This window comes from Sporosarcina sp. FSL K6-3457 (genome assembly GCF_038007285.1).
In the GTDB taxonomy this organism is placed as follows: domain Bacteria; phylum Bacillota; class Bacilli; order Bacillales_A; family Planococcaceae; genus Sporosarcina.
Genome location: NZ_JBBOWX010000001.1, coordinates 1,176,535 through 1,197,672 on the forward strand (window position 1 = coordinate 1,176,535; position 21,138 = coordinate 1,197,672).

The 21,138-nt window shown below is 41.7% G+C and carries 21 protein-coding genes and 1 riboswitch; of the genes, 12 read left to right on the plus strand and 9 right to left on the minus strand.

The genetic code is table 11. The annotated features are described in order from the left end of the window. Window positions 1-4: 4 nt before the first annotated feature. A complete protein-coding gene (locus N1I80_RS05755) occupies window positions 5-685 on the minus strand; it encodes a TraR/DksA C4-type zinc finger protein (RefSeq protein WP_340736946.1) in 681 nt (226 codons plus the stop codon). A 281-nt stretch (window positions 686-966) separates the two neighbouring features. Continuing rightward, window positions 967-1,878, minus strand: a complete 912-nt coding sequence (locus tag N1I80_RS05760; RefSeq protein WP_340736947.1) for a 1,4-dihydroxy-2-naphthoate polyprenyltransferase — start codon at window positions 1,876-1,878, stop codon at window positions 967-969. Window positions 1,879-2,076: 198 nt separating this feature from the next. Here N1I80_RS05760 and N1I80_RS05765 point away from each other — a divergent pair, with 198 nt between their 5' ends. The 6 genes from N1I80_RS05765 (at window position 2,077) to N1I80_RS05790 (ending at window position 9,106) form a co-directional block, all read left to right on the plus strand. Beyond that, on the plus strand, window positions 2,077-2,436 hold the full coding sequence (locus N1I80_RS05765) for a hypothetical protein (RefSeq protein WP_340736948.1): 360 nt from the start codon (window positions 2,077-2,079) through the stop codon (window positions 2,434-2,436). Window positions 2,437-2,654: 218 nt separating this feature from the next. Beyond that, on the plus strand, window positions 2,655-4,040 hold the full coding sequence (locus N1I80_RS05770; protein ID WP_340736949.1) for an isochorismate synthase: 1,386 nt from the start codon (window positions 2,655-2,657) through the stop codon (window positions 4,038-4,040). Further along, a complete protein-coding gene (gene menD / locus N1I80_RS05775) occupies window positions 4,033-5,745 on the plus strand; it encodes a 2-succinyl-5-enolpyruvyl-6-hydroxy-3-cyclohexene-1-carboxylic-acid synthase (protein WP_340736950.1) in 1,713 nt (570 codons plus the stop codon). Before N1I80_RS05770 ends, menD begins: the two co-directional genes overlap by 8 nt. Continuing rightward, on the plus strand, window positions 5,738-6,559 hold the full coding sequence (menH, locus tag N1I80_RS05780) for a 2-succinyl-6-hydroxy-2,4-cyclohexadiene-1-carboxylate synthase (protein ID WP_340736951.1): 822 nt from the start codon (window positions 5,738-5,740) through the stop codon (window positions 6,557-6,559). Before menD ends, menH begins: the two co-directional genes overlap by 8 nt. Before the next feature lie 201 nt (window positions 6,560-6,760). Then, window positions 6,761-7,579: a 1,4-dihydroxy-2-naphthoyl-CoA synthase gene (menB, locus tag N1I80_RS05785; protein ID WP_203246991.1), complete on the plus strand. Its 819-nt coding sequence runs from the start codon at window positions 6,761-6,763 to the stop codon at window positions 7,577-7,579. An 87-nt stretch (window positions 7,580-7,666) separates the two neighbouring features. Next, entirely contained in the window at window positions 7,667-9,106 is a 1,440-nt protein-coding gene (locus N1I80_RS05790; protein WP_340736952.1) for an o-succinylbenzoate--CoA ligase, read from the plus strand. Between the two features lie 169 nt (window positions 9,107-9,275). Here the strand turns inward: N1I80_RS05790 and N1I80_RS05795 are convergent, their stop codons facing one another. The 3 genes from N1I80_RS05795 to yidD all read right to left on the minus strand — a co-directional run bounded on the left by N1I80_RS05795 (window position 9,276) and on the right by yidD (window position 11,456). Then, window positions 9,276-9,875 carry a DJ-1/PfpI family protein gene (locus N1I80_RS05795; protein WP_340736953.1) on the minus strand — a complete coding sequence of 200 codons (600 nt, stop codon included), beginning with the start codon at window positions 9,873-9,875 and terminating at the stop codon, window positions 9,276-9,278. 239 nt (window positions 9,876-10,114) lie between these two features. Next, entirely contained in the window at window positions 10,115-11,098 is a 984-nt protein-coding gene (locus N1I80_RS05800; RefSeq protein WP_340736954.1) for a metal ABC transporter solute-binding protein, Zn/Mn family, read from the minus strand. Between the two features lie 127 nt (window positions 11,099-11,225). After that, window positions 11,226-11,456: a membrane protein insertion efficiency factor YidD gene (gene yidD, locus N1I80_RS05805; protein ID WP_340736955.1), complete on the minus strand. Its 231-nt coding sequence runs from the start codon at window positions 11,454-11,456 to the stop codon at window positions 11,226-11,228. A 91-nt stretch (window positions 11,457-11,547) separates the two neighbouring features. On the opposite strand from yidD, the gene N1I80_RS05810 reads away from it, so the two are divergent. Next, window positions 11,548-11,988: a Dps family protein gene (locus N1I80_RS05810; RefSeq protein WP_340736956.1), complete on the plus strand. Its 441-nt coding sequence runs from the start codon at window positions 11,548-11,550 to the stop codon at window positions 11,986-11,988. Window positions 11,989-12,161: 173 nt separating this feature from the next. Here N1I80_RS05810 and N1I80_RS05815 read toward each other — a convergent pair whose 3' ends face one another. After that, window positions 12,162-12,587 (minus strand): hypothetical protein, encoded by a 426-nt coding sequence (locus N1I80_RS05815; RefSeq protein ID WP_340736957.1) that lies wholly within the window; start codon window positions 12,585-12,587, stop codon window positions 12,162-12,164. A gap of 295 nt (window positions 12,588-12,882) precedes the next feature. Between N1I80_RS05815 and N1I80_RS05820 the strand changes: the two genes are divergently transcribed. The 4 genes from N1I80_RS05820 to N1I80_RS05835 all read left to right on the plus strand — a co-directional run bounded on the left by N1I80_RS05820 (window position 12,883) and on the right by N1I80_RS05835 (window position 14,875). Then, window positions 12,883-13,065 (plus strand): putative motility protein, encoded by a 183-nt coding sequence (locus N1I80_RS05820; RefSeq protein ID WP_340736958.1) that lies wholly within the window; start codon window positions 12,883-12,885, stop codon window positions 13,063-13,065. A gap of 216 nt (window positions 13,066-13,281) precedes the next feature. After that, on the plus strand, window positions 13,282-13,590 hold the full coding sequence (locus N1I80_RS05825) for a transposase (protein ID WP_340736959.1): 309 nt from the start codon (window positions 13,282-13,284) through the stop codon (window positions 13,588-13,590). Window positions 13,591-13,614: 24 nt separating this feature from the next. Further along, window positions 13,615-14,076, plus strand: a complete 462-nt coding sequence (locus N1I80_RS05830; protein ID WP_340736960.1) for an NUDIX domain-containing protein — start codon at window positions 13,615-13,617, stop codon at window positions 14,074-14,076. Beyond that, window positions 14,066-14,875, plus strand: a complete 810-nt coding sequence (locus tag N1I80_RS05835; RefSeq protein WP_340736961.1) for an alpha/beta hydrolase family protein — start codon at window positions 14,066-14,068, stop codon at window positions 14,873-14,875. The genes N1I80_RS05830 and N1I80_RS05835 overlap by 11 nt, the downstream gene beginning before the upstream one ends. 148 nt (window positions 14,876-15,023) lie before the next feature. On the opposite strand, the gene pckA is transcribed toward N1I80_RS05835, so the two are convergent. Beyond that, window positions 15,024-16,610 carry a phosphoenolpyruvate carboxykinase (ATP) gene (gene pckA, locus N1I80_RS05840; protein WP_340739976.1) on the minus strand — a complete coding sequence of 529 codons (1,587 nt, stop codon included), beginning with the start codon at window positions 16,608-16,610 and terminating at the stop codon, window positions 15,024-15,026. A 270-nt stretch (window positions 16,611-16,880) separates the two neighbouring features. Continuing rightward, window positions 16,881-17,007: riboswitch (SAM riboswitch) on the plus strand. Window positions 17,008-17,200: 193 nt separating this feature from the next. Here pckA and metK point away from each other — a divergent pair. Then, window positions 17,201-18,397 (plus strand): methionine adenosyltransferase, encoded by a 1,197-nt coding sequence (gene metK / locus N1I80_RS05845; RefSeq protein ID WP_340736962.1) that lies wholly within the window; start codon window positions 17,201-17,203, stop codon window positions 18,395-18,397. 267 nt (window positions 18,398-18,664) lie between these two features. On the opposite strand, the gene N1I80_RS05850 is transcribed toward metK, so the two are convergent. Together N1I80_RS05850 and comX are read right to left on the minus strand one after the other, a co-directional pair. Further along, window positions 18,665-20,956: an ATP-binding protein gene (locus tag N1I80_RS05850; protein ID WP_340736963.1), complete on the minus strand. Its 2,292-nt coding sequence runs from the start codon at window positions 20,954-20,956 to the stop codon at window positions 18,665-18,667. 6 nt (window positions 20,957-20,962) lie between these two features. Continuing rightward, a complete protein-coding gene (comX, locus tag N1I80_RS05855) occupies window positions 20,963-21,124 on the minus strand; it encodes a competence pheromone ComX (protein WP_340736964.1) in 162 nt (53 codons plus the stop codon). Window positions 21,125-21,138 lie beyond the last annotated feature (14 nt).

The following is a 21,138-nucleotide window of genomic DNA, read 5'->3' on the forward strand; positions in this document are numbered from 1 at the left end:
TATTCTATTCATACTCCTGGCTATCGAGCTCAGCTTCGTATTGTTCGGAGGCATCGGATCTAATGAAGCCCCGTGATTTGCCGCTTATGTCTGTACCTGTAAACTTTTCAATCGTTTCTGCTGCCCCGTCTTCGATATCACTATCGTATAACGTATCATAGCTGTCATGGTCGCCTATGAAGTCTGAAGGGGTTTCTGAGGTGCCAGACTTTGCGATTTCTTGAAAGCTGTCTTCGCTGTCACGGGCTACTCCAGTTTTTCTATCGGCATATGAATTTGGGTTAGCCATGACGAGGATATCATCCTCGACTGGACGATCATGCGGTACTTCCTGTTCTGTCGCATGGTCAATGCAAAGTGTTGTGTATGGGACGGCTTCGAGTCGTTCGAATGGAATTTTTTTTTGGCAGACTTCACAAATTCCATAAGTACCGTCCTGCATTGCTTGTAAGGCGTTCTCGACCTTTTCTAACTCTGAGTTAGCATGGATGTTAAGAGCGATGTCTTTCTCGCGCTCAAACAGTTCTGTGCCCATATCAGCGGGGTGGTTGTCATACATCGACAATTCACCAGCGGCTTCTTGTGCACTTTCCTTACTATCCGTTTCATCTGCCGTCGTTGATAAATGCTCTTTCATTTCTACTAATTCTTTTTTCAGTACCGTTTGTTGTTTTTCATTCAGCACGTTTTGTCACGTCCTTTTTGGGAATACCAACAGTATGTGCAAAAATTGCCGATTTGATTAATTGAATTCAGGAGAATTCAGTTAAAGCCTCCGGCGAATGTCACAGATTTTTAAGGGACTCAGAAGGCAACCTAAGTTCGCCGCATCCTGCGGCATCGGTTGCATGACCTACATCCTGTAGGCTCCAAGCTCGAAAAAAATCTGGACGCAATTACGCTGAGACGTAATTGATTAAAAAAGCCTGCAACCGGATTTGATTCGCGGTTGCAGGCTGATATTTTTTAGAATAAATGATTGAAGAGTATACCAAGACCGAGTAACAATCCAAATAGCGTGTTGGTCACAGCAGTATTTTTCATGGCGGGCATGACTTCAAGTGGTTGTAAATTTTTTCGGAATACAGTGATTGCAGTTGCTGGTTTTTTGATACTGAGCAAAATGAGAAGTGCCCAAGGTGTAAGGTAACCCAAAATAACTAGTGCGATAATCCAACCATACGAGATGATGAAAAAGAACATTAAAATTGTGATGGCATTGGATCGACCAACCAGGATGGCAAGTGTCTTTCGACCGCCTTCGGTATCACCTTCAATATCACGGATGTTGTTGGCCATCATGATTCCACCGACGAGCAGCATACTAGGGATGGATAATAGCACAGCTTCTGTCGTGACGGTCCCTGTCTGGATGTAAAATGCAATGAGAATGAGGAACATGCCCATGACTACGCCAGACACTAACTCTCCAAAAGGTGTGTAGGCGATTGGGTATGGTCCACCCGTGTAGAAATAGCCAATCATCATCGATAAGACACCGACAACAGCGAGCATCCATGATGTTTCCATACAGATGTAGATGCCAATGAGAATGGAAATTCCGTATAGTAAAAAGGCAAGATTTAATACAGTTTTTGGTTTAACACCATTGCGGACAATTGTACCGCCGATGCCAATGGAATGCTCTGTATCAAGGCCACGTTTGAAATCATAGTATTCGTTGAACATATTCGTCGCCATTTGTATGAAGACGCTGGCAGTGAGCATGGCGAAAAATAAAGTGAAATTGAGGTTTGTGCTAGGTAACGCAATCATTGTACCGAGGAATACAGGTGCAAATGCTGCTGTTAGGGTATGTGGACGCGTCAGTTGCCACCAAATGCGCCACCCTGTATCTGCTTTTATTGTCTGTTGCAAAATTGCTCTCTCCCTATCATTTTGTACTATCTCTATTGTACTCTAAATTCGACAAAGTGGACATGCGTCCTGCTTATTATGTACTGAAATAAACAACAGGTCGGGAGAACCCTGTTGTACCAATGGCCTTTTTAACTATTAACAATATCATTATCTGACCGATGACAATACTATAAATAGGCTAAAGGGGAGCTATGATTGGATATTCAAGAGTTGTTGAATAAAATCAACAAAAGCATAGAAGATTTGGACTTAGTTACAGCTAGAAAGCATATTGAAGGGAACATCGTTTTATTAAATGAGTACAAGCATCTTCTTCGAGGGAACGCGAGGGCATTGTTAGATTTTCTTACAAACAATACTGATAAAAAGTTTATCGACTTGAATCGTCAGGAAATGAATGTTGTTTATGGGATTAATACGTACGCTTCAAATTTCGATTTAAGAGGTTTAAAGTTGTCGGTAAAAAATAATGCAGCTTTATTGATGAGAGAAGAAGTGAAATCCCACTTGAATGAAGATGCGAAAACTCTGTTAGAGGGAATGTCTACTATTTAGATAAACAAATGCCTAGCTTCAAAATATTATTTATTCATTTGGACGCTCATTGCGGGCGTTCTTTTTGTTTACCTAAAAACAGAGAAAAGGGGAGTGAGGTGACGAATGAAGGGCGCAAATGTTGAAGGTCTAATATGTGCTGAAATGTCGAAAATTCGGTATGATAGTATAAAGGTATAAGTATATAATTAGTTGAATGAATGTACGGAGGGAAAATGATGAACCGGAAGTTGACCGCTACCCGCAAAACTCAATTGAAAATCGAGGATCATGCAGTACGATTTTTTACGGAAACCGTCGATGCGGGACGAATTTCACCACTTGCATTTTTTGAAGCGGGGGATTCCTGTTATAGAGAGAAACGGTTTTATTGGCAAAATGCAGATAAAACGATGACGCTGGTTGGAATTGGACATGCGACTGTACTGACAAGCGATAGTGCTGAGGAGCGCTTCCAATATATTTCGACAGCCTGGAATCATTTGCGTGCCGCGCTTATTAAAGAGGAAAAGGATATGGAACCCGTACTGTTTGGAGGATTTTCATATGATCCGAAAAGTGTGAAGGAAGCTGAGTGGGAAGCATTTCCCTCTGCTTATTTTGTTGTGCCATCCTTCCAATTGACCATTAAAAATGGCAAGACTTCAATTTCCATCAACCTTGTAACGGAAAGCAGTGAAGCAGCGAAAGAGTTCGATCGGTTACGTGATGAACGTGATCGTCTCATCCATATTGCACAAGTAGAGGAGTTCAATCTCCTTTCAAAACCAAAAGTTGTTTCCATCGAGGAAATCGCAAAGGACAAGTATATGCAGGCTGTCGCAGATGTGACAGATAAAATTAATAACGGTGAAGCGGAGAAAGTGGTTATTGCACGCTCCGTACAGTTAAATTTTGCGGATGAAGTACCGGCTGTTACTGCACTTTACCATATTTCAAATGAGCAGCAGGAGAGTTATCATTTTGGCTTGCAAAATGACGGCCAATTATTTTTTGGGGCTACACCAGAACGCTTAATCGAAATATCGGATGGATGGGCGTATTCAGCATGTGTAGCTGGATCTATCAAACGCGGTAAGTCAGCAGGGGAGGATCGTGCACTCGGTGAGGAACTATTAGAGGATCGTAAAAACCGTGAAGAGCATCAATATGTCGTTAATATGATTTCTCAGGTGTTTCAATCGTTTTGCACGAATATCGTGATGCCAAAAGCACCGAAACTCATGAAGATTCGTGATATCCAGCATTTATTCACACCGATTGAAGGGCAAGTAGAGCAAGGGACTGACATTTTTACTTTAGTTCAAGCACTTCATCCGACTCCCGCACTTGGTGGGGTTCCAACGAATGTATCGATGGAAATGATTCGATCTGAGGAGAAGATGGATCGGGGTTATTATGCTGCGCCAATTGGCTGGACGGATACGGCGGGGAACGGGGAATTCGCGGTTGCGATTCGTTCGGCACTATTGGATGGTGATCGTGCGTATTTGTACGCAGGCGGTGGAATCGTAGCAGATTCTGAACCAGATAAAGAATATGATGAAACATGGGTCAAATTTAGACCGGTTATGCGGGCGCTTGGAGGAAAATTGAATGGATAACCGTGAGGTATTGACGGATTACGTCCGGCGAATGACCGGAGCATTGATGAATGCAGGTGTGACGACAGTTGTGATTAGTCCAGGTTCACGTTCGACACCACTTGCTTATGCATTTGCTTCGACTGAAAACCTCGACGTCTATATGCAAGTTGACGAACGTTCAGCTGCTTATTTTGCATTGGGTCTTGCGAAAGCATCTGGTAAGCCCGTTGTCCTGCTTTGTACGTCTGGTACGGCGGCATCGAATTACCACCCAGCTATTACTGAGGCCTATTATGCGCGTGTTCCGCTCATTGTTATCACAGCAGACCGGCCGCATGAATTAAGAGAAGTCGGTGCACCGCAAGCGATTGATCAGATTCGCATGTATGGAGAGCACGTCAAATATAGTGTGGACATGCCTTTACCAGAAGGAAATTCAGATATTGATGACTTCATCGATCGTCATATTAGTCGTGCACTGTCAGTTGCGATAACAGCCCCTTTTGGACCAGTTCACTTGAATGTACCATTCCGAGAACCGTTGTTGATTGATTTTGATCGGGCAACGCCTACATCGACATTTCGGCGGCATTTAACAGGTATTGCTACTTTAGATGCTAATACAGCACAACTAATCAAGGGCATTCTAGCTGAGTCTGAGACGGGAATTATTATTGCTGGTGAACTGCCAGTCGGGTTCGATAAAGAAGCGTTTTGGCAATTTGCCAATGCGCTACAATGGCCTGTACTGTGCGATCCATTATCAAATCTTCGTTCAGAGGTACCCGAACAGTGTGTGGCGTTATGTATCGATCACTATGATGCCCTGTTAAAAAGCGGTGTTTTCTGTGACAAGGTGATGCCGGAGACGGTTATTCGTTTTGGTGCACAACCTGTGTCGAAGCCGTTAGCCCTTTATTTGAAAAAGGTAAGACCTTCGATTGTCATTGCAGTGGATGAATCACCAGAATTTCGGGATGCACTCGGCGTTGTCACGCACCATATTCAGACAGCACCGGCAGCGATTTTTCCACTGCTTGTGGATAAGCCGCAGACAGCTTATACGGAGTTATGGGCCGCAGCGAATCAGCTAGCATCTGATATGACAAACAGTTATGAGGGAATCGCTGGTGATGAAGGAATCTTTGCAAAAATGCTAATCGAGTATTTGCCAGCTGGTAGTGATCTGGTTAGTGGGAGCAGTATGCCGATTCGTGATATCGATACATTTTTCAGGGCAACGGCAAAAGACGTCACGATTTTTGCTAATCGCGGGACAAATGGCATTGATGGGGTTGTGTCAACGGCATTTGGTATTCAGACGGCACGCAAGCGGCCAACTTGGTTGTATATTGGTGATTTATCGTTTTTACATGATGTCAATGGTTTGATTGTCAGTCGCTTTCATGACATGGACTTGACGATTGTCATTATGAATAACGATGGTGGTGGGATTTTCTCTTATCTTCCGCAATCTGAGGTTACGCACCATTTTGAAGAGTTGTTTGGTACGCCGACGGGGTTGACATTCAATCATATTGCGGAAATGTATGATGCACAATATGCAGCGGTGAGGACGCCAGAACAATTTCAAGCAGAGCTTGTTCGTTCGAAAGACAAGCCAGTGCGGATTATTGAAGTGTTTTCGGATCGTCAGGTGAATGTGCAAGCACATCGTGAGCTGTGGGCACAGATTACAGCTAGGCTTGATAGCGATGTCTGAACGATTTGTGCACATTCGGGGAATAGATATCCATGTGGCGATGAATGATGATGATAGCTTACCGACGATTGTCTTGTTGCATGGTTTTACGGGGAGTACGGCTACTTGGCAAGAGGTCATCGAGCTGTTCAAAGGTCGATTTCGAACTGTCGCGATAGATTTAACGGGTCATGGGAAAACAGCGATGCCAGAGGATATAGCGCGTTATTCGATGGAACAGCAAGTAGAAGATCTTGAAGCACTTTTTAACATGCTATCGTTAGAGCGATTCACATTGCTTGGCTATTCCATGGGAGGCCGCGTAGCCCTCGCTTATACAGTTCAGTATCCCAGAAGAGTGACATCGCTAATACTCGAAAGTTCTTCTCCGGGGTTGAAAACAGCTGAGGAGCGAGCTGACCGGAAGGCGGCGGACAGTCGCTTGGCTGATCGAATTGTAGCGGATGGCTTGCCGGCCTTTGTTGATTTTTGGGAGCGTATTCCATTGTTTGATTCACAGCGAGGATTGTCAGAAGAAAAGAAGCTAGCGGTCAGGGAAGAACGACTTAACCAGTGTGAAATGGGACTTGCGAACAGTTTGCGAGGGATTGGGACTGGTAGTCAGCCGTCCTATTGGCAGCAACTTCATGCGCTCAATCTTGCTGTTTTGCTCATAACGGGAGAACTCGACATAAAATTTGTGAATATTGCCCGGGAAATGATGAGTTATTTCTCAAATGCTCGCCATGAAACGATTGTCCATGTCGGACATGCAATTCATGTGGAAAATCCGGCTGTGTTTGCTACAATGGTAGAGAAGCACATTTTAAGTTGAATCAGCAGAACTCCTCTGCTGATTCAACTTAAAGGCCTCCGGCGGATGTCACAAATTTTGAAGGGAGTTAATTGTAGGCAGTCTAAGTTCGCGACGTCCTGTCGCAACGACCGCATACCCGCTTCCTGCGGGCACAATTCAAAATTTGGACGCAATTTCGCCGTGGCAAAATTGATAGAGTGAAAATCGAGGAGGGTCTATATGACACGTCAATGGGAAACACTTCGTACATACGAAGATATCAAATACGAAAAGTATAGTGGTATCGCAAAAATAACAATTAACCGTCCGGAAGTGCGCAACGCATTCCGTCCAAAAACCGTAATGGAATTGATCGATGCATTTTCACGCGCACGTGATGACGCGAGCATTGGTGTTATTGTTTTAACAGGTGAAGGTGAGAAAGCATTCTGTTCAGGTGGCGATCAATCTGTCCGGGGCCATGGTGGCTATGTGGGAGATGACGAAATTCCACGTTTGAACGTACTTGACCTACAGCGTCTTATCCGCGTGATTCCGAAGCCAGTTGTGGCAATGGTTGCGGGATATGCAATTGGCGGCGGACACGTGCTACACGTCGTTTGTGACTTGACGATTGCAGCAGACAATGCGCGATTCGGACAAACAGGACCAAAAGTTGGTTCGTTCGACGCGGGTTACGGTTCAGGTTACCTGGCACGTATTATTGGTCATAAGAAAGCACGTGAAATTTGGTTCCTGTGCCGTCAATACGACGCACAGGAAGCGCTTGATATGGGACTTGTCAATACAGTCGTTCCTTATGCGCAACTGGAAGACGAAACCGTTCAATGGTGTGAAGAAATGCTTACAATGAGTCCAACTGCACTTCGTTTTGTCAAAGCAGCAATGAACGCAGATACGGATGGCCTTGCAGGCTTGCAACAAATGGCTGGTGACGCAACACTTCTGTATTACACAACGGACGAGGCGAAAGAAGGCCGTGACGCGTTTAAAGAAAAACGTCAACCGGATTTCGGACAATTCCCACGTTTTCCTTAATAAACTGGATAACCAGAAAGCTGCCTATTACAGGGCAGCTTTTTGTCTAGCTGAGCATTTCATTTATTCCGAATGGAGGGTGAAAAAATGATTCCAAACTGGCTAATGCAACGTGCGTATTTAACACCAGACAAAACAGCTCTATCCTTTGAGGATGAAACATGGACATTTGCCCAGCTGAAAAAGCGTTCGATGCAGTTGGCTGGAAAATTGGTAGCCAATGATTTGCGGGAAGGACAACGCGTTGCATTGCTTGGTCCTTCGAACGCGGAGATGGTGTTCGTCATCCATGGCTGTATGTTAGCAGGACTTGAAATTGTCATGTTGAATAGCCGGCTAACGATGAAAGAATTGGAGTGGCAGCTGAAAGATTCAGAAGCTAGTGCGGTCATTGTTGCGGATGAAATGAGTCATGTTGTCGCTGATTCAGCTGTCCCCCAGTTGCTTTATTCGACAATTGACCGAAGTGTAGAGCAGCAATTTGACGTTCAGGAACTGTGGACAGCAGATCGGACCATTACGATTATGTATACATCGGGCACGACAGGTTTTCCAAAAGGTGTTCGTCAAACGGCGGGTAATCATGTTTCGAGTGCAATGTCATCTGTTTTGAATCTTGGCTTGAATGATAAGGATGTTTGGCTGTGTGCTATGCCATTATTTCATATTAGCGGTTTCTCTATTCTCGTTCGATCTATTTTGTATGGAATGGAAGTCAGATTGTACGAAAAATTTGACGCGATTCGGGCGGCGGCGGAAATCCGCGATGGCTCGGTGACAAGAATGTCCGTAGTGTCATTGACGTTGGATAAAATCCTGAGAGAGCTTGAAAAGGACAATACGATAGCTCATCCATCCTTCCAAACGATGCTCGCTGGTGGTGGCTCAGTGCCTGTTGATTATTTGGAGCGGTCGGTTGCTTGTAACATTCCCGTGCTTCAAACGTATGGCATGACAGAAACAAGTTCACAGACGGCCACTTTGGCTGCTGGTGATGCGATGCGTAAAATGGGTTCTGCAGGCAAGCCGCTGTTTTTTAATCAAATCAAGATAAAAGATACGGCGAATACAGGTGATAAAGGTGAGGTATTAATACGTGGTCCACATGTGACGCCTGGGTATATCGGGCGATTTGCAGATGTCAATCCGTTGGAGGATGGCTGGTTGCCAACGGGGGATATCGGCTATTTCGACGAAGAAGGCTATTTGTACATTGTCGATCGGCGTTCAGATTTAATTATTTCAGGTGGGGAAAATATTTATCCAGCAGAAATTGAAAATGTACTCGTAGCGCATCCGAATGTTAGTGAAGCGGGTGTATGTGGGCGAGAACATGCCGAATGGGGAAGTGTACCGATAGCCTTTGTCGTCGCAGCGGGTAATGTGACGGCAGAGGAGTTGCGATTGTTTTGCGAGGAGCGGTTAGCACGCTATAAAGTACCGAAGGAGTTCCGCTTTGTTGATAAATTGCCAAGAAATGCATCGAATAAGTTGTTGCGGCGGGAATTGAGGGAATGGGTGGACTGACCTAAATTAAACACTTTTTCTTCATAAAAGCGATTAGAGATTTATCGAACAATCAACTTCTGGGTATTTTTGATTGACATAGAAAAATAATAAAACTCAAACCTAGTGGGAAACCGAATATTAGGTTTGAGTTATGTTATCTATACTGAGATAGAACCGGACAGTTAGTTCATATTTTTTTCAATGTTTCATAGTATCCTAGTTTATTGAAATTATACCACTGCTCAATTTCATCCTTTACCTCTGGCTCTAGAGTTAAATAATACTGCTTAGCAAATTCAAGTGCTGCCGTCCCATTAGCTGTGATGATATTTTGATCACTTACTGATTGCTCCATAATATAAGCTTGCTCATTAGTATAATTATCTCCAGCGTATAGCTTTAAGTTATCTAGTTGATTACTCGTGTGTTTGACATTGTTTAAGTATCGATTTTTCCCCAAAAATGTTGTAGCATCACAAATAGCACCGATAGGTATATTGTTTTCTAATCCTTTATCAATAATAGCTGTTATGATTTTACTTTCTTCCTTACGCCAAGAATTACCACCTATTAAGACCAATCCAGAAAAATCCAAAGGGAAATTAGTAATTGAGTAGTCAGGAATAACAGTTAACCCCCCAATCGATTTAATGGGGTCAGTAGTTAGACTTAAAGTTCTAACTTCATATTTAGCTCCAAGGGAAGCATCGTTTAGTTTAGCAGCTAAATAACTAAACTCCCAATCAGCAAACTCATTTAATAAAACAAAAATAATTGTTTTTTTCATTTTAACCCTCCCGTTTAAGAATATACGTTCTCAATAATATTAAACTTTATAAAAACATTAGTCAACAAATATAATACCTTTTTCTTACACCCCCTGTTTCTGACGCTATCTTGATAAAGTCGAGCTGTCGGTGTAAATTCCATAACTGTCATGGCAACAGCTGAAACAAGCCATTCAATCAAAAAAAGCTGTCTTGCTCACCGGATTGAACTCGGCTATGCAAAACAGCATCTTTTAAATCATTCTCCACCTAACGCTATCCTCAATGTTTCGATATTCCGTACCATTAAGGAAAAATAGTCCTCATTATGTTCCATATCATCCACCGTCAGTACGCCCAAATTATGCAGTGTCAGTGCTTCGGCACCAATTTCCTTGCGTATGACCTCAGTCGGTTTGGATGAAACATTTTGCTCGAATAGGATATAGCGCACATCCAGTTCTTGAGCCTGTTCAACAAGTGCTGCCAATTGTTTTTGGGAAGGCTCACTTTGCGAGTTCAATCCAGCAATGGCGACCTGCTCAAGGCCATATGGATCAGCAATATAGCTGAATGCCGCATGGGAAACAAAGAATGTTTTAGATGGTGCATCGGTAGCCATTTCTTTGAATTTACCATCTAGTTCAACTAAGTCAGCACTCAACTGTTCGAAGTTTTTCTCGAATTCAGCTGCCATGTCAGGCGCTTTCTCAATTAAAGAATTTTTGATAGAAGTAGCAAGCTCTACACTTAGTTTTGGAGAAATCCAGACGTGGGGATCAAGTGGACCATGGTCATGCCCTGCTTCATCATGACTTTCATCCTCGTGCTCATGTCCCTCTTCATCATGTCCATGCCCTTCTTCAAGCATCTCTTCAGAAATACCTTCTGCTGTCGCAATCATTGTGACATGTTCATTCTTCAATGTCTTTTCTGCATTATCTACAAAACCTTCTAGGCCAAGGCCAATATAGAAGAATAAATCAGAATCAGCAAGTGCCATCATATCTTTTTGAGTCGGATCAAATGTATGCTCATCTGCACCAGGTGGATAGATGGATTTAACATCAACGTGCTCGCCACCGATCCGTTCCGTGAAATATTGCAGTGGATAGACGGTTGTGTAAACAGCAAGTTCTCCACTGTTGTTTGTTGGTTGTTCAATATTCACTTCTTTATTGCCACAGGCGGCAAGTAGTAGTATCGTCAGTAATGAAATGATGACAATGATTTTTTTATTCATGAGTAAATATCCTCCAATTAATTAATAGGAATCGTTACGATTTAGGTAACTAACTTTATTATCATACAAGAGAGTTCGTCATTTGGCAACTAAAAAAACGATTCGGCAAAATGATGCCGAACCGTCTCTATTTATCCACTATCTCTTTCTCCGGAACGGGGTCAAATCCACCCTCATGAAAGGGATGGCATTTTGAAATACGACGAACCGCCAACCATGAACCCTTCAGTGCCCCGTGCTTGTCGATGGCTTCGATTCCGTAATGTGAACAGGTCGGATAGAAACGGCATGAGGGTGGCGTTAACGGTGAAATGACTTTTTGATAAAATTTGATGATGCCCATTAAAATTGTTTTCAAGTTAATAACTCCCTATTCGTGCTGTTATGTTTATTCTACTGACTTTTGAGGCAAATTAACAGGAAGATGAATTAGAAGGAGAGATTTTGTTATGTCGAAAGAGCTTATTCAGGAATTGAATATCCAAGTGTCCTCATGGTCGGTGATGTATGCGAAATTGCATAATTATCATTGGTACGTCAAGGGCCATCAGTTTTTCACACTGCATACAAAATTCGAGGAATTATATAATGAGGCGACGCTGCATATGGACGAAATCGCTGAGCGGATTTTAACATTGGGCAGCAATCCTGTTGCTACGCTGAAACAACATTTGGAGCAGTCTGTTGTGAAAGAAGCGAGCGGGCAAGAGAAAGCCGAAGAAATGGTACAGACCATTGCCAATGACTACGGTAAAATCATGCAATCATTGAAAAAAGGCATGGAATTGGCCGGACAAACGGGTGACGATATGACAGAAGACGTATTGAATGCCACGTACCAAACGATTGAAAAACATCAATGGATGCTACGTGCATTTCTTGAAAGATAGGAGAGAATAGGCTTTTCAATCTATGTAAAAGGAATTACCCGCGAAACAAAGTGCAGATGCCTTAATAGTGGTAGCCGAAGCCTAAGGGACTGAATAAAAATGTATGAGAGGCGGTAGAGTAATTGCTCTATCGCTTTGTTATGTGTAAGAACATAACAAAGGGACTTCCATAGTTATTTTCTCTTAACAAAAAATCCAATAGAAAATGCTATCAACATGAAAATATACGCAATAAACATAATCATTGTCCCACTTTGTAAAAAAGGAAGTAATCTCGCTGCCCCATAAACAAATGGAAGCATGTAGTTCTGTACTAATAATGCTATATTCATATCTCTTGAACTGTCGTCCAATAAAATAAATTGCCAAATGAATAAAATGAATGAAATTAACCAAAAAGTATTTGCTATTAAGAAGCTTTTCCATTTCGGAATAGCCCATTTTGAAAAGCGAATACCTACAAAAATCCAAAAGATGAGAAATGCTACTTGCATAATGAATGGATAAAGTGGAAGTATCAACGCATTGATTAAATAACCATATATAAAAGGCACCAATAGCAATAGTATATCAATTATGTGAGTACTATTTCGTTTCATAAATTTCACCTCACCGTCCTTTTCGGGTAACAGAAAATTCTGTCAGTAAATTATACCATAGTAAAGTATAGATTGGTAGTAAAATGAAAAACGTGCAAGAAATGAGATTTGACATTACGGTAGATTGAAGAAACGGATAACAACATGACAGAAGACGTATTGAACGCAACGTACCAGACGATTGAAAAAACAATGGATGCTACGTGCATTTTTGGGTGATGGCAATAAATAATTGAATTCCCTTAAAAATGAGCCTGATGTACCGATAATAAGATTGTGAAAGGAGTGATAGCAAATGGAAATGAATTCGATTATGGCGAGCCAACTTAGAAGTTTGCAATCGCTTGTACAAATGAGCGTTTTGAACAAAACGCTTTCAATGGAAACGAGTGCAATGACAGAAATGCTGGAAGTTTTACCAGACCAGCCGGCAGCAGCTCATCCAACTAAAGGCACTACGATTGACGTTACAGCGTAAATCAACAATAAACATGCATTTCCAATAAATGGGGATGCGTGTTTTTTTATTTCACTTAGTAGGGAAGTGATCCTACTAAGTGAAATTAAAGCCTCCAGCGGATGCCACAGATTTTTTAGGGGAATTTATCGAGCAAGCTCGATAAAAATCTGGGCGCACATACGTATGAACGTATGTGATTGAGCCATCCTAAAAATAAAAAAAGGATGGGTTCACATGGAGAAATATAAAATGTACGTGTCAGTTGTGAATCAGCAAGTGTATCATCACCCCGATGATTCACCATGGGAATATGAAGTAAATGTCACAGAAGAATATGTCCCGGTATTTCATCGATTATTCCATCAGGTCGATCGACTGGAGTTTCGCAATTTTCTCAGAGCGCATTTGCCTTATGTCCCCTATCACTATGACAAGGATAATCATGATATTGATACGCGGACGATGAAGGTCTATGCACTTATTCATGAGTTTACGGATGACAAGTCGAAGCGGTTTATTGAGAAATTACCTTACTTTCGTTAAACTAAACGAAAGGACGTGATGGCAATGCTGGAATTTAATGATGTAAACGGCGGGCGTGTGGAGCTGACATTCGGGGATAATCACCTTGGTATGGAGGCTCGACATGTACTTGTCGTACTAAAATATAAGGGGAAATGGTTGCTGACGCGACATTCAATTCGAGGCATTGAATTTCCTGGAGGCAAGGCGGAAGAAGGGGAGTCTATCGAGGAGGCGGCGATTCGTGAAATGATGGAGGAAACAGGTGTGACGATTACGGATCTTGTTAAAGTCGCCGAATATGTCGTGCACAGCGATAGTACATTTTGTAAGGCCGTATTTACGGGGAAAGTTACCCAGATTGACGAACAACCGACTCTTCATGAAACTGAAGGCGCGATGTGGTTAACAAGCGACGAACTGGATCAGTCTGAGGAATTGAGTTTTCATATGAAGGGGACGGGAATGGAAATCATTAGAAAGCGAGTAGAAGACCATGAAGCGTGATGGCACCATTGTTCATCGTAGGCCGTATCCTTCGCCAAACCCTCATGTTGGGCTTGAGGAAATTACTTATTGGTCAGATGGACTACGGGTCAAAGGGCTGATGGCGGAGCCGATAGCTGATGGGGATTATGAAGGTATTATCTATTTGCGAGGTGGTATGCAGCATGTCGGAATGGTTCGTCCGGCGCGTATCGCACAGTTTGCATCGCAGGGATTTGTCGTCTTTGCACCTTATTATCGTGGCAATCGCGGCGGTGAGGGACGCGACGAGTTTGCAGGAGCTGATCGTCACGATGCAGTAAATGCAGTTGATGTGCTGAAGCAGCATCCAAAGATGAATCAAGAAAAAATCCACTTGTTTGCCTTTTCACGTGGTGGCATTATGGCATTGTGGACCGCCATTTTACGCGATGATATTGCATCTGTCGTTACATGGGCAGGCGTGTCTGACATCGTTTTTACATATAAGGAACGCAAGGATATGCGGCGTATGATGAAACGGGTCATTGGCGGTACACCGAACAATCTGCCAGATGAATATCGAAAGCGCACAGCATTGCTCCATGTTGATGATATTGATGCACAAGTCCTTATTATTCATGGTTTGCAGGATAACAACGTATCCTTTCATCAGGCCGTGCTACTGGAAGATGCCCTTCGTCAACATGACAAAGTCTATGACACTTGGTATTTTCCAGAGTATACGCATTTCATCCCTCCTACAGTAAATGCCCAGTTAGTGAGGGATTTATGTATGTGGATGAGGGCGCGAGGGAAGAAAGAAACAGCCCGTCTGTAAATAGTAGGGCACGATGATAATAAACTCGTTTTTTATGACTAAAAAGGATGCAGTAAAGTCGTTTCGGAAGGAAATACAATAGTGAATCTATTCAAATAAACGAAAAAGAGTGTAGCACATGTGAAATGTGCTACACTCTTTTATATTGTCAAGCAATAGGTCCGCCTTTAAGGGAAATCTCTTCGGTAACTGTACCGAATTTCTTGAAGTTTTCACGGAACAAATCTGCTAATTCATTCGCCTTTACATCATAAGCAGTACCGTCAGCCCATGCATTACGTGGGTTCAAGACTTCAGCTGGAACACCTTCGATGGCAGTTGGCATTGCAAGTCCGAATACATCGTTTGTAGTCGTTTCAACATCGTTTAACTGTCCTGTAAGTGCTGCACATACCATTGCGCGTGTGTGTTTCAGATCCATCCGCTTTCCAACGCCATATACGCCGCCAGTCCAGCCTGTGTTGACAAGAAATACTTGTGCATCATGCTCATCGATTTTTTTACCAAGCATCTCAGCGTAAACTGTTGCATGCAGTGGTAGGAATGGTGAACCGAAGCATGTTGAGAATGTTGCTTCAGGTGATGTAATACCACGCTCAGTTCCCGCAAGCTTCGATGTGAAACCGCTTAGGAAGTGGTACATAGCCTGTTCTTTTGTCAATTTCGAAATCGGAGGCAACACGCCGAATGCATCTGCTGTTAAGAAGACAATAGTTTTCGGATGACCCGCAACAGAAGGATCGACGATGTTATCGATAGCTTGAATTGGGTAAGCCGCACGTGTATTTTCAGTTAATGAACCATCATTATAATCTGGAATACGCGTGTCAGGATCGACAACAACGTTTTCTAAAACGGAACCGAAACGGATGGCACCAAAGATTTCAGGTTCTTTTTCTTGTGATAAATTAATGCATTTTGCGTAGCAGCCGCCTTCGATATTGAAGACTCCATTATCAGACCAGCCATGCTCATCATCACCGATTAGTTTACGGTCTGCATCTGCAGAAAGCGTTGTTTTACCTGTGCCGGAAAGCCCGAAGAATAAAGCAACATCACCGTCTTCTCCAACGTTTGCCGAACAGTGCATGGGTAGTATATCTTTCTCTGGAAGCAGGTAGTTCATGATAGAGAAGATTGATTTTTTCATTTCACCAGCGTATTCAGTTCCACCAATTAAGACAATTCGTTTTTCCATAGACACGATGATGAATGTCTCTGAATTCGTCCCATCAACAGCAGGGTCTGCTTTGAAGGTAGGAGCTGAAACGATTGTGAATTGTGCTTCATGTGTCAACAATTCTTCTGTTGTTGGACGGATGAATAAGTTATGAACGAACAAGTTATGCCATGCGAACTCATTGACGACTTGAATAGCTAGGCGTGAAGCTGGGTCAGCACCTGCAAATCCTTTGAAAACGAATAGCTCATCATTGTCCTTTAAGTGGTTAATGACTTTGTTATATAGTGAATCAAAAATATCAGAAGAAATCGGGCGGTTTACGTTGCCCCAATCAATTTTGTCTTTTGTAGATGCTTCCTCAACGATGTATTTATCCTTAGGGGAGCGACCCGTATACTTGCCCGTTTGAGCTGTGACTGCACCATCAGCAGTCAATTGTGCTTCCCCACGTGCTGTTGCCTTTTCAACAAGCTGTGGAACGGAAAGCTGTATTTTTACGTTTTTACCTGACAGAAGATCTTTAAGTTTGTCGCTCATTTTCGCAGATATCATAGTCATCTACCATCCTTTTGATATAGTCACATTCAGTGGGTGACATCATATTTTTAATTAGTATAACACATTAAGAATAATAGTCTATACTATTTAAAACTGCAACTAATTAACTTCATTCAGCGGATGCCACAGATTTTTTAAAGGGATTTATCGGGCATGCTCGATAAAAAACTGGGTGCAAATACGTTTTGAAGTATTTGTATGCGAAATACCAAAAAGAATTGACATAAATCGATAATTTCCGTAACATGGGTAGATGAACGGATACTCTTATCCCGAGCTGGTGGAGGGGTCAGGCCCTATGAAGCCCGGCAACCTGCAAAGACATTCTGGTCTGCGCAAAGGTGCCAAACCTGTAGCAAGGGGAGTTTTTTGTCTCTTTGTATGATAAGAGTGAAAGGTGCTTTCGAAATCATGCCCTTCACTTATGTAGTTAATACGTGAGTGAAGGGCTTCTTATATGAAATGGCCCTTTATCCTCGTGTATAGAGCTCGCAGTGGCTTGTAGTTCCGTATCTTTTGAAATGGAACTCTACATGGGACATATGAGTACCGTATCAATCTCGTAGGATATAGGAGGAACTAACATGACAAACCGTCGACTATTTACATCAGAATCAGTAACAGAAGGACATCCAGACAAAATGTGTGACCAAATTTCGGATGCGATCTTAGATGCAATTATTGCAGAAGATCCAAATGCGCGCGTGGCGTGTGAAACAACGATTACAACGGGACTTGTTCTAGTGGCAGGAGAAATTACGACAACGACTTATGTAGATATTCCAAAAGTAGTGCGTGAAACAGTGAAAGAAATTGGCTATACACGTGCGAAATATGGTTTTGACTGGGAAACATCAGCAGTACTAACGGCAATTGACGAACAATCATCTGAAATTGCTGCGGCTGTTGACCAGGCGCTTGAAGCACGTGAAGGTTCAATGACAGACGATGAACTAGAAGCAATTGGTGCAGGCGACCAAGGCCTAATGTTCGGTTATGCTTGTAATGAAACACCAGAATTGATGCCATTACCAATCAGCTTGGCACATAAATTGTCACGTCGTCTTGCACAAGTACGTAAAGACGAGGAACTAACGTATTTACGTCCAGATGGCAAAACGCAAGTGACAGTAGAATATGATGAAAACAATAATCCAGTTCGTATCGATACAATCGTTATTTCAACACAGCATCATCCAGAAGTGACACTTGAGCAAATCAAGCGCGATATTAAAGCAGTTGTTATTGAGCCGGTTGTCCCTGCTGAACTGATTGACGACAATACAAAGTACTTCATTAACCCGACTGGCAGCTTTGTTGTAGGTGGACCACAAGGAGATGCAGGTTTAACAGGCCGTAAAATCATCGTGGACACATATGGTGGTTATGCACGTCACGGCGGCGGTGCATTCTCTGGTAAAGACGCAACAAAAGTGGACCGTTCAGCTTCGTATGCGGCTCGCTATGTAGCGAAAAACATCGTCGCGGCAGGCCTTGCAGATCGTTGTGAAGTCCAACTTGCTTACGCAATCGGCGTAGCGCAACCAGTATCGATTTCGATTGATACATTCGGAACAGGCACAGTAGCAGAAAGTAAATTGGTAGAGCTTGTACGTGGACTATTCGATCTTCGTCCAGCAGGCATCATCAAAATGCTTGATCTACGTCGCCCGATTTATAAGCAAACAGCTGCTTATGGTCACTTTGGTCGTACAGACATCGAATTACCGTGGGAGCAGACAGATAGAGCTGCTGCTTTGAAGGAACAAGCGGGGCAGTAATTACATGAGAAAAGCACAGTGAGTGGGGAGGGACCCGCTTACTGTGCTTTTTTGAATAGATATAAAAGAACAACACACCTACATATATATTTGGCACTTAAAAAAATAGAATGTCCTTCTACACCGCTTTGTCGCTTAAGGAAGGATTGAACTGCATCCCTCCTTGGTCTTATTACTCCGGCTCAAACTTGTCGCTCCTTCGCTAGATTTGTTCATTATACTGGCGAGGAGGATACCACCTAGTTAATTCTAAATAAGTAGTGCCGACTACACAGGTAAATAAATCGTAAGTTGCAGCCCATCATTGACCGCAAACTCAACGGTACCATCTAAACCTTTAACCCTCTCCCTAATCCCAATAAGCCCACTGAACTGCAAAGAACGTTGCTCTATCTGACTAACATCCAAACCGATTCCATTATCGGCATAAAATAAGTGTATGTTACTATCTTCATACGTCAATGACAGCGTGACTGCGGTAGCTTGTGAATGCTTCATCGCATTCGTCAGTAACTCCTGGATAATGCGGTACAATGCAATAACAGATTCCTCCTGTAATAAACGATCATTGAACGCTTCACAAGTGAAATGAACATGGAAATTCGCTTGCAAATGTATTCTTTTAATCAGTTGCTCAAGTGCTTGAATGAGCCCGAACTCCATTAAAAAGGGAGGAGCTAATTGATTGCATGTTTCCCGTGTCGTATGAATACAATCGAGCACTTTTTCACGTACTGCATAGACTTCTGTGTGCATTTTATCAGATAAAGCTTCTTTTAGAATACTTTCTAATCCTCTGTTAATAACGACTAACTCTTGTAAAACTACGTCATGTAAATCACCAGCTAATCGAACTCTTTCTTTTTCCGTATAAGAAAATAAAAAATTGGATAACCACTTTGAAGAATAAGCATCATTCTCTTTTAAATGATGTAGCTCTTGAATGACATTGTCAATCGTATACTGGTTCATCAATAGCACATGACTATAGTTTGCAAGTGTTTCCAGCCAAGTTTGTTCAACTGGATTTAAGACGGTTCGATTGTTTTTGTCACTACAAAATAGATAGAACGAAGCATCTTGCTCTTCATGAATCAACAAACAAAACCCACGCTTAAGAAACACAATGGAACCTATCGAAGAGCTTTTACTTACTAATAACTCCGTGAAGGGCTCAACAAGCGTATAGGAATCTGGATCATCCATATGAACCTTTTTGGATGTATTATTTAACTTAAAATGGTGTATCGTCTTAATTTCAGGAATGACTTTGTGGATTTCATCTGTAATGGTTTCTATTAGCTGCAGTCGAGATGCATCACTTCTGGTCCTTTTAAAGTGGCGATGCAGTAGTTGTTGAAAGTTTGGATTTGGCTGACTGAATCTCGAAGTACTTTTGAAATACATAGGGTTTTTTAGCGTGAAAATGAGTAAACAAATGCCTGAAACATAGAATGAATTTATTATCTTCTGTTCTAAAGAAGTGGCAGTTGTAATGATAAAGAAAAGAAATCCAGCTAATAATGAGAACAAAAAGTCTCTTTTAAACCAATGAAATAAGAAATCAATGTCGATAATATGCTCTTTACGAATTAAATAAAGGATTGTAAGTGGCAGAATGAGTGAAAACATCAATGAGATTTCAGGATTAATAAATGAAAAATTGAATAATAGGTAAGGTAAACTATGCAAAAAAAGAAATGGGAAAAAGGCAAAAAAAGTTCCAGCTAGTAATATTTTAATAGCTGGGCTTGATGCTGACCGTCTATTTTTATAATAAGTCATGGTTAGCGTAATAATAATCACAACAATGGTTACAAAAAAGAATAAAAGTAAGGCATTGTCGATAAAGGTGAAATAGATATTTGAAAGCTCATGTATCGTAGAGATTCCTATTAAACATAAAGAAATAGCATAAAACCAATGAATGCGCCATTTGAAGTATTGTTTAATATGCAGAGTTGTGAATAAACCGGTAATAAGATGCAGTAAAATCACGGGAGATAAAGAGAGAGAAAAGGATGTAACGACCCTAGCTAACAAATCTCCCCGTGAGGAGGCGCCCCCACTTATATAACCCAATCCAAATACTAATAGAAAATAGGATAATAAGACAGTGATACTGTTTTTATCTTTTGGTCTAGATATACTAATACTTAAAATAAGACAGCAGATAAATACAAATCCAGGGAAAAATAAGTATTTTAACTGTTCTTGAAATGAATAGTGGTGTGTCAGCGTTTTTGTATGCACCTCTAGACCACGTTTAAATTCAACTGTTTTTACCTGTTCAATCTTCGTATATTTTTTAAAGGTGAAATGGTTTTCAGGATTTTCGCCATTAATTTTCAAGATGATGTCATTTTTCCTAATTCCTGCTTTAAATGCAGCTCCATTATCATCAATATTTCTTACGATAAGTTCTCCTTGATTGTTTAACGTGACTTCAACATGAAAATAAGGAAAAGCAGCTGAAATATAAATGAAGTAAGTCGCTAAAAGTAAAGTGAAAATTGCCGGAATTATATTGGAATATAAATACTTGTCCATCATTTTCATAGTGATTTATTTCCAGTATTTATTGACATATCCTTCTTCTGCGTTAAGAACATCAACTAATGCTTTTCTCTCCATATCATTTTTTAATCCAACAAAACAAATTTCTTCCTTTAAAAACAATGAAATTAATGCAGGGTTTTGAGTAAGGTATTGAATGATTTTAGACATAGTGGGTAATCTCC